This window comes from Chryseobacterium lathyri (assembly GCF_030812195.1).
GTDB lineage: Bacteria > Bacteroidota > Bacteroidia > Flavobacteriales > Weeksellaceae > Chryseobacterium > Chryseobacterium lathyri_A.
The window spans coordinates 649,990-665,494 of the sequence record NZ_JAUSSF010000003.1 but is presented as its reverse complement, the minus strand read 5'-3'; the positions used below and the strand labels follow the sequence as shown (position 1 = coordinate 665,494).

General features: G+C 36.4%; 11 protein-coding genes. 2 read left to right on the top strand and 9 right to left on the bottom strand.

What is annotated here, in order from left to right:
• Positions 1 to 2: 2 nt before the first annotated feature.
• The gene (deoC, locus tag J2T03_RS18285; RefSeq protein WP_373426931.1) at positions 3 to 749 is read left to right on the top strand and encodes a deoxyribose-phosphate aldolase; all 747 of its coding nucleotides are present in this window, start codon (positions 3 to 5) and stop codon (positions 747 to 749) included.
• A gap of 36 nt (positions 750 to 785) precedes the next feature.
• Here the strand turns inward: deoC and dusB are convergent, their stop codons facing one another.
• Together dusB and J2T03_RS18275 are read right to left on the bottom strand one after the other, a co-directional pair.
• A complete protein-coding gene (dusB, locus tag J2T03_RS18280; RefSeq protein WP_307220763.1) occupies positions 786 to 1,781 on the bottom strand; it encodes a tRNA dihydrouridine synthase DusB in 996 nt (331 codons plus the stop codon).
• A 350-nt stretch (positions 1,782 to 2,131) separates the two neighbouring features.
• Positions 2,132 to 5,323 carry a hypothetical protein gene (locus J2T03_RS18275; protein WP_307220761.1) on the bottom strand — a complete coding sequence of 1,064 codons (3,192 nt, stop codon included), beginning with the start codon at positions 5,321 to 5,323 and terminating at the stop codon, positions 2,132 to 2,134.
• 392 nt (positions 5,324 to 5,715) lie between these two features.
• Between J2T03_RS18275 and J2T03_RS18270 the strand changes: the two genes are divergently transcribed.
• Positions 5,716 to 6,483: a T9SS type A sorting domain-containing protein gene (locus tag J2T03_RS18270; protein WP_307220759.1), complete on the top strand. Its 768-nt coding sequence runs from the start codon at positions 5,716 to 5,718 to the stop codon at positions 6,481 to 6,483.
• A gap of 291 nt (positions 6,484 to 6,774) precedes the next feature.
• Here the strand turns inward: J2T03_RS18270 and J2T03_RS18265 are convergent, their stop codons facing one another.
• From J2T03_RS18265 to J2T03_RS18235, 7 genes are all read right to left on the bottom strand, one after another.
• Positions 6,775 to 9,597, bottom strand: a complete 2,823-nt coding sequence (locus J2T03_RS18265) for an aminopeptidase (RefSeq protein ID WP_307220757.1) — start codon at positions 9,595 to 9,597, stop codon at positions 6,775 to 6,777.
• 54 nt (positions 9,598 to 9,651) lie between these two features.
• Complete coding sequence (gene pyrF / locus J2T03_RS18260; RefSeq protein WP_307220755.1) at positions 9,652 to 11,031, bottom strand: orotidine-5'-phosphate decarboxylase; 1,380 nt, start codon at positions 11,029 to 11,031, stop codon at positions 9,652 to 9,654.
• Positions 11,032 to 11,156: 125 nt separating this feature from the next.
• Complete coding sequence (locus J2T03_RS18255; protein WP_306844969.1) at positions 11,157 to 11,498, bottom strand: YkvA family protein; 342 nt, start codon at positions 11,496 to 11,498, stop codon at positions 11,157 to 11,159.
• Between the two features lie 84 nt (positions 11,499 to 11,582).
• The gene (locus J2T03_RS18250; RefSeq protein ID WP_307220754.1) at positions 11,583 to 12,122 is read right to left on the bottom strand and encodes a TlpA family protein disulfide reductase; all 540 of its coding nucleotides are present in this window, start codon (positions 12,120 to 12,122) and stop codon (positions 11,583 to 11,585) included.
• A 46-nt stretch (positions 12,123 to 12,168) separates the two neighbouring features.
• The gene (locus J2T03_RS18245; RefSeq protein ID WP_307220752.1) at positions 12,169 to 12,732 is read right to left on the bottom strand and encodes a thioredoxin family protein; all 564 of its coding nucleotides are present in this window, start codon (positions 12,730 to 12,732) and stop codon (positions 12,169 to 12,171) included.
• 15 nt (positions 12,733 to 12,747) lie between these two features.
• Positions 12,748 to 13,818 (bottom strand): chorismate synthase, encoded by a 1,071-nt coding sequence (gene aroC, locus J2T03_RS18240; RefSeq protein WP_307220750.1) that lies wholly within the window; start codon positions 13,816 to 13,818, stop codon positions 12,748 to 12,750.
• Positions 13,819 to 13,868: 50 nt separating this feature from the next.
• Positions 13,869 to 15,500 (bottom strand): LIC_10190 family membrane protein, encoded by a 1,632-nt coding sequence (locus J2T03_RS18235; protein ID WP_307220748.1) that lies wholly within the window; start codon positions 15,498 to 15,500, stop codon positions 13,869 to 13,871.
• Between the last annotated feature and the right edge of the window lie 5 nt (positions 15,501 to 15,505).

The window sequence follows — 15,505 nt, the reverse complement described above, 5'->3', positions numbered from 1 at the left end:
AGATTATGAAGATTGCCCAATATTTGGATTCAACCTATTTGAAAACACCCGAACAGTCAGGTATTTCAAACGAAGAAACATTACAGATAGATAAAAAGCTTGCGCAGGAAGCCATAGACCATGGTATTTTTGCCGTAATGATCCGTCCGGATTATGTAGCCGAGATCAAAAAGTATATTCAGGAAAGAAATTCAAATGTTGTAGTGGGAACTGTAATAGGTTTTCATGAAGGAAACCGTTCTATTGATGACAAGCTTGCTGAAGCTTCACAAGCAATTGAAGACGGAGCTGATGAACTCGATTTTGTTATTAATTATAATGCCTATCTCAATGGAGATCTTGTCCTGGTAAAAGACGAGTTTGTAAAATGTACAAAACTTGCTCTGCAGAATCAGAAGATTGCAAAATGGATCATTGAAATTGCAGCGCTGACAGATGTACAGATTGCAGATATTACTAAGAATATCTCAAACTGGGCGGTGGAAAATTTTTCCGAAAATGATCTGCCGAACATTTTTGTGAAATCTTCTACAGGCTTTTATCAGACAGAAGACGGTAAGCCGAACGGTGCTACATTTGAAGGTATAAAAATCATGCTGGATAATGCAGGAAAACTTCCCGTAAAAGCAGCCGGAGGTGTAAGAACCCCTGAAGATGCTGAAAGAATGATCAGTATGGGAGTAAAAAGAATCGGAACATCCTCAGCTTTGAATTTAATAAAAAATGAATCTTCACCCGGAGGCTATTAAGACAAAAAAACCATCAATCTGATGGTTTTTTAATTTTTATACCTGTGCCTGATATTCTTCGTAGAACTGTTGCGTTTCTTTAATCAAAGCATCCATTTCTTCTAAAGTAAAGACCTCAAGGAATTTTTTTCTGAATTCTTTAAAATGAGGAACCCCACGGAAATAATTGCTGTAATGCTGTCTCATTTCGATAAGACCCAATTTTTCACCTTTCCATTCCGCACTCCATTCCGCATGTTGACGGACGGCTAGTAGACGGTCTGCAATAACCGGTTCCGGAAGGTGCTCTCCAGTTTTGAAAAAATGTTTGATCTCATTAAAAATCCATGGATATCCAATCGCTGCACGACCGATCATAATTCCGTCGCATGCATATTTTTGTTTGTATTCAAGAGCTTTTTCCGGAGAATCAATATCGCCGTTCCCGAAAATAGGAATCTCAATATTAGGATTTTGTTTTATTCTCGAAATATGTTCCCAGTCCGCTTCGCCCTTATACATCTGTGCACGGGTTCTGGCATGGATCGTTAAAGCTTTGATGCCTGTTTCCTGTAGGCGCTCTGCCACTTCATCTATATTGATGCTGGTGCTGTCCCATCCCAGACGGGTTTTGACCGTTACCGGCAGATGAGTAGAGCTTACAACAGCTTTGGTAAGACGCACCATAAGGTCAATATCCTTAAGAACTCCTGCTCCCGCTCCTTTACAGACTACTTTTTTTACAGGACATCCGAAATTAATATCTACCAGATCCGGGTTTACCGTCTCTACAATCCTTGCAGACATCGCCATTGCCTCTTCATCTCCACCGAAGATCTGAATACCAACCGGTCTTTCATAATCGAAAATATCCAGCTTCTTGCGGCTCTTCATTGCATCACGAATCAAGCCCTCAGAAGAAATGAATTCTGAATACATCAGATCTGCCCCGTGCAACTTGCACAGGCGTCTGAATGGAGGATCACTTACATCTTCCATCGGAGCCAGCAAAAGCGGAAATTCCGGCAGTTCTATATTGCCTATTTTTACCATTCGGTAAATTTACGAAATTATAAACATTTGGAAATATGATAATTTCTATTGTGAATATAGGTGAGGAAAAGAGTCAAGAATCAAGATTTTAGACACAAGATATGAGACATCAGATCTCAGATTTTGATACATCAAACTATTGAGTTTTTGGATTTAAATGTTATTAAGGTGTGAATTGTAAATTTTGCTTCGCCAGCGAGAGGTAAATGATATCATGTAGATGACAGATGTTAGATTTCAGAAACCAGACGAAGGATTTAAATTTGATAAATGACACAAAAAACAAGCAACTGGCAATCAGTAATTGATTCCACTCTCAATCTCTCATACCCTCAACCTCTTCAACTCAATTAGAAACTTGCCTTCACCTGCATACTTCCGATATGAATGGTCCTGTCTCCGGAATTTCTTCCTTCATAATTTAAATTGAGCTGAAGGAAAGAATTGATCGCCTGTTGGATAAAAACACTCCATACCTGGTTTTTTCCTGGTTTAAGGCCGTCCAGCATCTGGTTTCCTACAATACTGAAATTGTTTCCTGTAAAATCATTATTAATGAAAGAGAAATTTCCCCTGATTGAAGTTTTTTTGCGTTCCCACTGAATGGTTCCCGTTACATCAAAAGCTTTCAGGAGTTCCTCACCATCTATTCTTTTTTTCTGACGGTAAGCAGAAGAAAGTTCCGCCTGGATCGCATCTGTAAATTTATAAGTTGCCTTCGGTTTTGTTTCAATATTATTTAAACGGTAATCCCTTGTGGCAAATAGCTGGGATGAATTTTTAAGATCGTGAATCGAATTTTCCCAATCCACCCTGAATTCCTTGTTAAACCAATATCCGATATTGATGAAATGAGAAACCTGCTCACGTTCTTCATTACTGAAATTGGCATTGATGAGGTTATCATTGGTGATAAAACGGTAGTTCCCATTCCAGCCGGATTTCTCAGTTGGATTAAACTGGACAGAGGCTAAAATATTTTGGTTTTTCAAGATCTGATCACTGTTCTTTTCAAAAGGATTCAGTACCAGAACCTTGTCCTTTTTGTAGAAAGAGTTTTGTGAGTTTAAGGAAACATTAAAATTCCAGCGTTTTAAAAATGCGTTTTCAGAATTGAAAACAATTGACGGATTAACGAATAATGCCAACTGAATTTTATTTTTATTGGAAGGAATATAGCGAACAGAATTTGTATAAATCCTGATGTACTGTGCTAAGTCAGAATATTCTGCAATTTCGAATTCATCGAGCTGCTGGATGCCGTCTCCATTATAATCGGTCCATTTATAAACACCCTGCCCGTCTGTTACCTTAAGATACTGGAATTCTCTCTGTGCTTCCTGCCCGTTTCCAAGCTCATAAAACGCCTGCAGGCGCATCCCGTTTCTGAACAACTGCTGGTTATATAGAATATTTCCAACTACGAAATCGTTATTTCGGGTCATGTCGGCCTCATCACTCTGGTAGAAGAATTTTCTATAGTGTATCAAAGCATTTAAAGTCGTTCTTTCAGTTTTGATCAGCTGGCTTTCTGCCATAATTCCCAGAATATTATTCATACTTTCCAGCCTGTTGTTTCGTACAGAGTCATTATCTCTCATGTACACTTTTGCAAGAAGCTTTGTACGCGTGCTGTCGCCGATTTTTTTCTGAACAAAGATTTCTTTCCAGCTGAAACTGGTCACATCCATAAGCTGCGTATCATTATACTTCTTCTCATTATGTTCCATGCTTCCTCCGACAGTCCAGCTTCCTTTTTTGCCGGTAAATTCAGTAGAAACTCCACCCCGGATAAATTTGGTATCCTGAAGTGTAGCATTGGTATTGAGGTATGACAGATTTCCTTTTGTAAAGAACTTTCCGGTGATCCAGCTAAGATCAAGATCATTTTTTATCCCTTTGTAGGTATCCTGTTCATCCAGGTAGTTCATGCGGTAATTCAGAGTGGATTTATTATTCCATTTATTTAAAAAGCTGAATATGAATCTGTTTTGAGTTCTCTGGCTGAACTCCTGTACCAGGTTAAAATCTCTCGAGAATTCTACATCATTGATACGGTCTAAAATATGGAACTGCTTGTCTATATATTGATATTCAAAACTTGGAGTTCCTTTCCAGTTGTTTTTTGTAAAACTTTTATTTCCGAAAATACGCCATGCATATCCAATGTTTTGAGCGGCATCTTTTGAAGAAAATAAATTCAGGTCGTAATTGCTCAGTGAGAAATCTGCCCCTATTTTTCCCTCTTTTAAAAGATATTCGGAATTTACCGAATAAACCTGCGATTTCTGAGGGGAAGGAAGCTTTCTTACCGCTCTGTAATCTCCCACATTATTCCCGACATATTCAAAAACACGTCCGTTATTAGTTGTCTGCGTAATTTTGTAATCCCCTTGATTAATGCCAAAATAAGTAAAAGAAACCTGATAAAGTGTTTCATTCTGATCCGTCGAAAATTCGTAGAAATTTCCGGCTGGGTTTAAGCGGTACAGGATTTTATTGACATCATATGGAGTAACCACTCCTGAAGGCGCATACATCAGATTGGGATCATTACCAGCATCGGCAAGGATCTGTTCATCTTCTTTTGAGAGGTTTAAAGAAAGTGGAGCGTTTTTGTTGTCGTTTTCCATGAACCAGTTCAGTCCTACTTTAAACTTTTCTCTCTGATGCTCTAATTTTCCGGTAAATAAATATCGGGAGTAATTCCTGTTCGTATAGTTATATGAAATTGTAATAAAATTCTGCTGGAAAATCGGACGGAAACTGGTAAATGTTACCTCTCCGGTATTATAATTAATGACGTAATCCTGGTTTTCACCGCGTTTCATTAAAATACCATCAATAAATACCTGCTCAGAGCCTGAAATAAGGGTAATGAACTGTTCGCCATTTTTCCCGGTTAAACGGTAAGGACCCTGGTTACCTTCCACTCCCTGAAAACGGACCCTGTGAAATTCACTTCGGGCAACGCCCATAGAAACATCAACAAAAGTTTTGTTATCCTTTCCGAATTCAGTCTGAAACTCAAGCCCCATGCTTCGTCTTTGGAATTTCGCAAAATAATTTTTGGATTCTACGAGATCAAGATGCCCAGCTCTGAGGATCGATTTATCCTTAATATTCAGCTGCATATAGATTTTGTCAAACTCCTCCAGGGTTTGTGTGTAGCCATCAGCCTGAATAGGAAGATTGTGATCCGAAATACTTGCTAAAATAGTCACGTCCTTCGAAAGTCTTCCGGAAATCTGAAGATCCATGGAACTCTGTACAGACTGCCCCTGATTATTACCGAATGTGATTCCACGAATGATAGAACCTTTAGAGTTCAGTTCTCCTAAAAATCTTTTTTTGTCGTTTTTGACAAGTACCGCTTCATCTACGATTATTTTGTTGTTGGTTTTTACAAAATCCAAGGTGTCTTTTGCAAAAATATCCTGTTCAAAACGGGCTGCAAGGATGCTGTCTTTCTTAATACTGTCTTCCGGAATGTTTGGATTTTTCCACGAAAATATTTGCGCATGGGCCGAAAATATGCCCATGAAAAACAAACCGATCAAAAGAAAAAGATTACGCAAGTGTTTAAAAATAATTCGTAAAAATAGCTAAAAAATGTTAATGGAAAGGAGTTTAGCATTATTAACAGAAATTTAATCCAATTATTGTAAATCCCTGAAAATTACACATGATTTTATCATGTATATTATTAGTTAAATAAAATTTCATTCGTTAGTTAAACTTATATAATTACGGAATTTCAAATATAATAAGTCTTTAAGGAGAGATTTATTTTACAATAGGAAATATTAATGGTGGTGCGGTTTCCAGGAAGGTTGTTAAAAAGTAACTTTAATTAATTGTTAATTATGTGCCACCACTTTAATATAGTGTCGGTTTTTTGTATTTTTATCCAATAAATTAAAAACTTTTTATAATGAAAAAAATCTTTACTATTTTGGGAATCACTTCATGTGTTTTCGGATTTTCTCAGAACTTAGTTCAAAACCCAAGCTTTGAAAGTGGGCTTAGCAGCTGGACAGCTGGTACAGGAACATCTTATACATTACCTACTGTTGAAACGGATACTCCATACCAAGGAGTAAATTATGCTAAATATGTAGCAACTGCAACAAATGGCTTTTATCAAAACATCCCTATCAGTGCCAATACTCAATATGTAGTTAGCTTTTGGTATAAGTCGTCTGGTAGTGGGAATGGAGCTAGAATTTGGTCTTGCTTTTTAGATTCTTCTGCTGCACCTGTCTATTTGACAAGTGATGCATCAACAGATCCATTGAGAAATAATAATAGTTATTTGGCTAAAGTAAGTGTTTGGACTCAAAAAACTGTAACTTTTACTTCTCCGGTATCTGCAGCACAGTTCCAATTGCAAGTACGTGCTTATAATAATTCTACTGCTAGTTTTGATGAGTTTTCTTTAATCCAAAACGGATCTTTATCTACAATTGATTTCTCAGCATCAAAATATAGCTTAGTTAAAAATACCTTTGTTAAATCAGAGATTAATTTTGCGAAAAATTGTAAAGATGTAAAAATCTTTAATATGTTCGGACAAGTTGTAAAATCTCTTTCTGTAAAAGAAAATGAAACTGTGAATGTTGATGGGCTAGCAAAAGGAAGCTATATTGTTACAGGAACTGTAAATAATGAACCTGTATCTCAGAAGATTTTAAAAGACTAATTTTAGTTTCTTTATTAATATGAGCTCCGGCCATTTCGTAGAAATGGCCGGAGCTTTTTTATAATTATAGTTGGTCTGGAATTTTATTTAATGTTTAAAGATGGGATGTTGTATATTTTTTTGAATATTTTAATTTTTGTGGTATTGTATTTGATGTATATTGAATAGAAAGAAAGAGAATATTCATTTAAGAAATACTTTGTACTGAACAAGGTTTAAGTCAAAAAGCAAAAGTTAGTTTTCAATATAACATGTTAAAAGAAGCAGCTGTTTTACAGTTGCTTTTTTAGTTTAGTACCAGCCTCTTCTCGCAGCATTGATAACGGCGCCAAGATTAAGAACCAAGGTATATCTTATACGTTTTGCATAATCCTTGAAAGAAGGTTCAAAACCTAGTGATGACTGGATAGGAAAGTAAATTTCAAGGAAATCAGGGATAAGTCTTACTTTAATACCACTGTCCCAGATAAACTCTGCAGGGCGGTTTTTATTTTTGTAGATCCCTGCATCTGCATATACATGAAAGATTTTCCATACGCTTGAATCTACATTAAAAGAAGTAATCCATTGATTAACAGATCCCGGTATAAAAGATTTAAAACCTCCGTCAGCCAGGATAAACTGCTGGGACAGAAGACCGCTGTTAGCACTTTCTCCTAACAGATTATAAGAGAAAGAGTAGTTGGATACCCTTGAAATTCCGTAGTTAAACGTATTATTCCGGGTCTCATTTCTTATAAAATAACCGGCAAATAACCTGACGCTTAACTTTTGCTTTGGAGCAAATTCCCACCTGTAAAATCCTTCAGCTGTTATTTTATTGAAGTCTTCCATGCCTTGGGTACTTAAGCTTAAACTTTTTTCATGGATCATCTGGCTGTCACTATATCCATAGCCTGCGCTCCAAAGATTATACTTATCATAATCTTTGCTGGCGATCATTTTGGGACTAAGATCTCTCTCTAAATAATTGTAGGAAAATCCTAAGCTTCTGCTTACTGTACTTCGTGGATTTTTCCTGAAATTGAAATTGGAAAATATTGAGCCTTTCCTGTAAGCCAGTCCATAATCATAATGGAAGTAAGAACCTGATACCCCAAAAGTAATACTTCTGAAAATACTTTCAGCCGGAAGGAAAGAGTAGGAGATAGCGCCTGATCCGGTCAGCTTTCCGGTTCCGGTACTGTAAGTAGGCGTAAATGAATACAGGAACTTCTGATCGAAGAAAGACTGGTTTTTTAAGTTAACACCCAAAAGGAATTTATCATACGTATTATTAAAACGTACTCTTGGGCTTATGTATATTTCGTTGTATTCAGGATTGGGAATATCCTTGATAAGTTTAAACTTTATTTTTTTTGTATTCGAAAATATACCTTTTGCATATAGAAAATTGTCTCGGTATTTGGATTCCGGAAAAATATAATCCGAGTTTAGAGTTACTTTGTGAATATCTTCTGAAGCAGGAAGTGCGAAATTGGTGATTCTTTCGTTTTCTTTCGTGTCTATCCAATACGATTTTACCTCACCTTCGCTAGTTTGGGTTTCAAGCCGTACAGGAATAGGAGGATCCATATTTTTACCAATTTTAATATTCAGATAATTGTCCTCCTTCTTGATATTTTTCAGTCTGAAGTTAGCCCTGTTCTTTTGTTTTAAAAAATTACTGAGATAACCTGATGTTTTGTCTTTTTCAGCCAGCTCTTTAAGAAATTCCTCCGGCTCAATTTTCTTATCTGTATTTTTGGAAATATATTCTTTCAGAATACTATTGAACTGCTCATAACCCATTTTTTCAGCAGTATAATTAAAAAGACTTCCTGTTTCAAAACTGCTGACCGCCATATCATTAAAGTTACTCAAAACCGTAAAATTCTCGCTGATTTTCTGGTCTAGATTCTGAGACATGATATATTGGTAGGCCAGTCCATAGCGGTCGATCAATTTTACTTTAGAGGCGTGGAAGAGTTTTAATGGTTTTACTCCAAAAATACGTGTCTCTGGTAAAGTACCCAATAATTTGGTTTCTTTGTAAAACTTTTGAAGATACTGGATTTCCAGATATGATTTTAGACCGTTTTTAAACCAATGGTTTTTCTGTTTATCCGCAATAATGCTTTCATCAAGTATTTTTTTTGCGATGATTCCGAAATAATCGAGATCTGTTTTTTCGGAGTCAGTGAACAGCTGAAATCTGAATTTCCAGAAAGAGATATCATTACTCCCGAAAAAATCTTCTGAAGATTTGAATTTTTCTGAAATAAAGAGATTTTTTGGAAGAAAACCTATTTTTTCTTTAATGAACTTCAAATGCAAAGGCAGGTAAAATTCAAGATTCTGTTTTTCTTCCGGTTTCAGATTATACCCGAATTTAACCTCAGTATCAGCCCCATCCACACTTACTTTTATAGAAGGAAGTCCGTTCTGTGAGATCACAAATTCAGGATCAGAATCAAGGTAACCCTTAAATGCATTCATCTGAATCTGTGGTAGATTACTTTCGATGAAACTGTCAGGGGGAAGATCAAAATTGACAGTCCAGAAAGTATTGAAACTTACCGATTCCTCAATATCGTGATAGTTTCTTTTGGAAATATTGTCCGGATCAAAATGATCCGGAACAATAAAGAAATATTTTAATGCAGTGATTTTATCAGATGTGCCATAACCCGTAAATTTCTTGTCGGGGAGATGCATTTTATACTGAAGCTGTAATTTGATGCTTTCACCAGGCTTTAAGGCCTCTGTTAAAGGAAGAAAAAGATTCTCATCCGCTGTGGAATTCACCGAAACAGGTTGCTGTTCTGAATTTTTAATCTGCAAATCCAGCAGTTTACCCAGCTGATCGGGTTTTGCAAAATGCAGATCGCTACTCCGGTCTTCCAGTTTTCTGTAGACAAGGGATGTCCCTTTTTTGTTATAAGCAGAAACCCAGTTGAGGAGTTTTACAGACTGTAGGTCTTTATCGGAATGATTGTAATACACAATTTCCTGATTAACCTCTAGTGTCTTTCTGTCGGTAGATAATTTAGCTTCAATGTATATACTGTCTTTTTGCCCAGAAACCTGTACAATTCCCCAAAACAAAACAAGACAAGTCGTAATCTTTTTCAAAATCCTGTGATAAAGCCCAAATATAAACTTATTTTGAAAATATCCAGCAGGATTTTAGTCCTGAACTACGTTTTTTTGCAAAGAATTAACATACGCATTCCAGCCCTCATTTTTATAAGTAATAGCAGCGGTTTCAGGATCTTCAGATTTATAAATTCCTCTACCTACGATGATGAAGTCGGAGTGAAGCATTTTAAAAACATGTTCGGGAGTATTGTACTGCTGTCCTTTTCCGTCCCCTGAATCTGCAAGATTAACGCCTGGAGTGAAAAGCAATAGCTCTTCAGGAATCTGGTTCTGTGATACCCCTCCAATCACATTTGGATGTGATAGGGCTACTTTCAGAGCCTCTTCACGGTAGCTCGTTGTAGTCAGAGCTCCCTTGGAAGACATTCCTACAATAGCGACAACGCCCACATTTTTGAAGCAGTCCAGAGATTCAAATCCACCGATTACCTGTGAAGTAATGAAATCTGCCCAGTCTGTAATTTTAAATACACCGCTGGTGAACTGCAGTTCCTGTGTATTGCCAATATCTGCAAACTTTCTGTCCTCCATCAATAAAAACTGATGCTTTTCAGCCAAAAGTTTTAACGGAACAATCGTTTTTTCATATTCAAAATCTGAAATGATATCGATATGCGTTTTTAATGCAATAATATGAGGCCCTACTTTTTCAGCAAGATCAAGCAGTTCCTGTGTTGTGGTAACGTCAGCAGATGCAATCAGGTTTGATTTTTTCGCCAAAGCGGTTTCCAGCAGTTTCTTAGAAACCGAATGCTGAGCATGCTCTAATTTCTGCTCGTAAGAACTTCTAGTCTTTTCTTCAAACTGAATATGGTTCCCCTGAAGGAAATCCTGGATTCTTTTTACCTCTTCATCAGACAGTTCTCCATTTTCCTGAAGAATAGTACAAACCTCTGAAATATTGAAAAGGGTATGAACTCTGTAGCCTTTACTTTCCAAAAGCTGTTTTCCACCTTGCTCTCTGTCAAGGACCACAACGATATCGGCTACTTTAAGATCTTCCTGCTCTACCTCTGCAATGGTTTCTACAAGAGATTTTCCGGAAGTGATCACATCTTCTACCAAAAGACAGTTCTGGCCTTTCTGGTAAATTCCTTCGATCAGCTTTTTAGTTCCATAGCTTTTGGCTTCTTTTCTTTTAATAATTAATGGAATATAACTTTCCAAAGACATCGCAGTAGCCATCGGAAGCGCTGCATAAGGCACTCCGCAGATTAAATCAAAATTATCCAGTGGAAGCATTTCCAATAAATAATTAGCCAGATTTTTTAAGATTTTCGGGTCTGAGGCCAATGGTCTCAGGTCTACGTAGAACGGACTTTCAATGCCGCTTTTTAAGGTGAACCTTCCGAATTTGATGATGCCCAGCTTGTAACACTCTAAGAAAAATTCTTTTTTACTTTCCATTATTTTTTATTAGATACTGCAAATTTAATGATTTGAAACAAGGCTTAAAAATTTATCAGCTATTTGTCAAAAAAAACCACCCTGAAATGTTTCAGGATGGCTTAAAGAATATTTCTTGTAAATTATTATTTTATAATTTCTGCATCGATAACTTTAGTGCCGTTCAGTCTTTGTTCAGCTTCCCACAGCAAAAATTTATCCACTTCTTTGATAAGTTTTGGAATTGTCAATGACAATACTGCCAGGTCATCCATAACACCTAAAATAGGTACGGCAAATTCAGGAAGTATGTCAATAGGAGAAATTACATATAAAAGCCCCAAAAGTGGTAAGATAATATCAATGGATTTCATCGGATATTCTCCTTTTCTCCATAATTTAACCATTCTGAAAATGTCAGGAATTTTTTTGACAAAGCCTTTATGGCTTATCGCTTCTTTTGCAAGATTCAATTTTGAATATTTCATTTTGTGTTTAGTTTTAATAAATTTTTCAACATAGTAAATTTCGCAAATTCTATACCAATAAATTATAAAATTTAGTTAAAATAATTACTTAATAATATTATCAATAAACTGATGCACAGTTTCAGTGTTCCAATCTCTGGAAGCATCTTCTTTAATAATGATTCTTCCGTGTTGATCAATAAGAAAAGTGGTAGGGAATACTTTAGGAAGAATTTTTTCGGAAATAGGACTTTGCGCGATATAGACAGGAACTGAATAATTATTTTCTTTTAGAAACTTTTTTACATCCTCTTCCTTGTCGTTCATGGCAATAAGAACAAAGTCTACATTTCCTTTTCTGGAATCATATAATTTTTGAATGCTGGGCCATTCTTTTCTGCACGGCGGGCACCAGGTTCCCCAGAAATTAAGAAAAACAGGTTTATTCTTAAAGGTTTTAAGATTGGTACTTGGTACATTGATTCCTTTCAGCTCAATGTCATAATCTTCTTCACTTACATGTACGGCATTTTCAATTGTTGCAATCGGGAAGAATTGGTCTTTCAGGTATTCTTTTACTCCCGGAACAAAAGCTATTACACCGATAATGATGATAAGGACAAGATAAATGATATTCTTTTTCATGCGTTGATCTTTACTGTTATTTTTTACCGATGGAATTCAATTTATATTATAATAGTTCCAAAATCTCCTGGACTGCATCCTTGCCTCTGTTTTTAGCATAATAGAGCTGCAGGTCGTTATAGAAATTATCTTTTGGATAAGCTTCCGGATCTGCTTTGTGCTTCATTAATAATTCATATCCGTATTTCGGACGTGGTCCCCATGAATTTTTTACATTGAAATCTTTATCCAGAATGAGCACTTTTGGGATGGATTCTGTACCGTTGGTCAGATATTGATTGATCAGGCTTTTATCACTGTCCCTCAGAAAAATTCTTACATCATTGTGTCCCTTGAAAAAAGTGACAAGAGCGGGAACCGTAGCGCTGGCATCACCACACCATGCTTCTGAAATAATCAAAATTTTTCCATCAAAATTTTTAGAAGCCAATTCTTTTAACTGTTCTTGATCCGGAGTATACTTTTTCAATGTTCTGTCCATTCTCTGAAGCCCTAATTCATAGTATTGCCTGTATTCGGTTTCCTGTTGGCTGGAAGGATTTTCTAATCTTTCTTTTCCGATACGAACATATTCTTCAAAAGAAATTCCCTGATCCCAGTAATTTTTCATTATAAAATATTTATGTTAAAAATTATTGATGTTTCTTGTTTTGTTGATTAAAAACAGGTCGGCCAATACAAATGCAGCTAAGCTTTCCACAACAGGAACAGCTCTTGGCACTACACACGGATCATGACGCCCTTTTCCTTCTACAATTACAGGGTTTCCGTATTTATCTACACTATCCTGAGGTCTCAGAATAGTCGCTACAGGTTTGAATGCAGCACGGAAATAGATATCCATTCCGTTAGAAATTCCTCCCTGGATTCCTCCTGAAAGATTGGATTTTGTAGTGAAATCTGTATTGAAAGCATCGTTATGCTCTTTTCCTGTCATTTTAGCTCCACAGAAACCGCTTCCGTATTCAAACCCTTTGCAGGCATTGATATTCAGCATGGCTTTGCCCAATTCAGCCTGAAGTTTGGAAAATATAGGCTCTCCGATTCCTACAGGAACGTTTTTGATCACACAGGTAACCGTACCGCCGATAGTATTGCCTTCTTTCTTGATCTCTTTGATTCTTTCGATCATTTTCTCAGCTGTTTCAGCATCCGGGCAACGTACATCATTACTTTCTGTTTTTGAAAAGTCTAAAGCCTGATAAGGTTTTTCACAGAAAATATCGCCTACCGAAGACACGTAAGCATTGATCTCAATGCTGGATAAAAGCTGCTTGGCCAAAGCTCCTGCAACAACCCAGTTGATGGTTTCCCTTGCCGAAGATTTTCCTCCGCCGCGATAGTCTCGGATCCCAAATTTCTGGTCATATGTGAAATCTGCATGGCTTGGGCGGTATGAATCCGCAATATGATCATAGTCTTTAGACTTCTGATTTTCATTTTCTATAATAAAACCGATTGGAGTACCTGTCGTTTTTCCTTCAAAGATTCCTGAAAGAAACTTTACCGTATCACTTTCTTTTCTTTGAGTGACAATTGCAGACTGGCCCGGCTTCCTGCGATCCAATTCATATTGAATTTTATCGAAATCTACCGTTAAACCTGCCGGAAAATTATTAATGATGCCGCCGTAAGCCACGCCGTGACTTTCTCCAAATGTTGTAAGACTGAGAAGATTACCTAATGTATTGAACATGTTACAAAATTACCTATTTTTCTTCAGATAATAAAGTTTCTGGATTTGTTCTATTTATCAGTGCTTTTTATATTATTGATAACGTTCTCTGCTTCTGTTTTTTCCTGTGGCGTGAGTTTTTTCCAGATCAACCCTTTTTTGATGTTTTTTTCGTCAATGTACTGAGGGAAAATTCCTGCTTTGGCATCATCAAAAATATAACTTGCAGAGATTGCAGGAATGGGAGTGTCAAAATTAAAAGGGTAATCTTTTGATACATTAAATTTTAAGTTTCCCGTTTTGAAAGTTTCAAATTGGTTGTAATGATAAGTTGAGGGCTGATACAGCTGTTCTTTTTTCAATCCGGCCATAAAGTTCCCCGGTCTGAAACTAGGAATATACTGACGGATGAAATTGGGGAAACTTAAAACCCCGATCACCAATACACTTGAGACGGAGAAAAAAGCAAGTGATTTTTTTTTGCTGAAATGAATAAACAGGATAAAAGCGATCACGAAAAATACATCAAGAAAAAAACGGTATTGTGCCGAGAAAGCTAACACCAGTATGCTTTTTATTAATAAGGAAATGCAGATAAGGCTAATGATTTTTTTCTTTTTAATGAAGGCAAAAACGGAAAAAATAACCAGGCTTAAAATGAAAATCAGGTTGATTTTTGATTTAATTCCTTCCAGGGTAAACCAGTTTCTGACCGCATCATAAAAAGAGAATTTTTGAATTTCTTCGTAGCTGTACTGCATGTCATATGTTTTCTGAATAGCATATTGCGATGAAATTTTCAATACTTCCGGATTGGGTTTCCAAGTGAATCCAAAATCACCTATTGCAACAGGAAATACCGGATACCCGAATGTCCATATGTTTTTGATAAAGAACACAATAAGGATTCCGGTTCCTAAAACCAAGCTTTTATAATTGGGTTTAAAAATAAATACAGAACAGAAAAATACCAGTAATGGAAGCCACATCATGGTTGGCTTTATGGAAAAAACAAAAACGGCATAAGCAAAAAGAAGGCTGATATTTTTGTTTCCTGCCATGATTTCATTTAAAATAATCAATGATAAAGTGATGACGGGAAGATCAGGACTTGGTGACTGTGAAAAAAGTAAGAGTACGGGAATGAAGCAAAGCTGAACCCAACTTTTTCTTTCAAAAATATAAATTGTATAAACAATCAGGAGAATGGCATTGATTCTTAAAAAAGGGTCAGAAAAACCGGAAAATCCCGCCTGAAAAATATGCCATACCGACATCTGTCCCAATGTCAGGTCCAGATTGGAAATACCTTTTATCAGGCCGTATTCTGTAAGCCATTTGATGGTGGGAATATAGTATCCGAAATGATCCAGTATATAAGGATAAAAAGAACTGCTGTATAAAATGATCAGCGAAATACCACCGATTAAAATTGTATCTTTCTTTGAAAACTGATGTATTTTCTGATATAATTTCTTTCTGAAAAAGAAGAAAATACCGCCTATTAAAACGGGAATTTCTATATATATATTAATTGGAATAAAAAAAGCCAGAACAGTCCATATAAGGCTGAGTCCTAATATTCCGCTTAAAATACTACCTGAAACACTTCCGGTTAGAGAGCCGAAAAAGTTTTCAATGACTTCCCCCCAGCCTGCGAGTACTGAAAGAATGAGAACCGAAGAAAGTAAAAGTAGTATCATAAAAA

Excerpts from the sequence above, each read along its gene's own strand:
- dusB (WP_307220763.1), bottom strand. The coding sequence starts at position 1,781 with ATGGTAAAAATAGGCAATATAGAACTGCCGGAATTTCCGCTTTTGCTG.
- J2T03_RS18250 (WP_307220754.1), bottom strand. The coding sequence starts at position 12,122 with ATGAAAAAGAATATCATTTATCTTGTCCTTATCATCATTATCGGTGTA.
- J2T03_RS18255 (WP_306844969.1), bottom strand. The coding sequence starts at position 11,498 with ATGAAATATTCAAAATTGAATCTTGCAAAAGAAGCGATAAGCCATAAA.
- J2T03_RS18270 (WP_307220759.1), top strand. The coding sequence starts at position 5,716 with ATGAAAAAAATCTTTACTATTTTGGGAATCACTTCATGTGTTTTCGGA.
- J2T03_RS18245 (WP_307220752.1), bottom strand. The coding sequence starts at position 12,732 with ATGAAAAATTACTGGGATCAGGGAATTTCTTTTGAAGAATATGTTCGT.
- J2T03_RS18235 (WP_307220748.1), bottom strand. The coding sequence starts at position 15,500 with ATGATACTACTTTTACTTTCTTCGGTTCTCATTCTTTCAGTACTCGCA.
- pyrF (WP_307220755.1), bottom strand. The coding sequence starts at position 11,031 with ATGGAAAGTAAAAAAGAATTTTTCTTAGAGTGTTACAAGCTGGGCATC.
- J2T03_RS18275 (WP_307220761.1), bottom strand. The coding sequence starts at position 5,323 with ATGGGCATATTTTCGGCCCATGCGCAAATATTTTCGTGGAAAAATCCA.
- aroC (WP_307220750.1), bottom strand. The coding sequence starts at position 13,818 with ATGTTCAATACATTAGGTAATCTTCTCAGTCTTACAACATTTGGAGAA.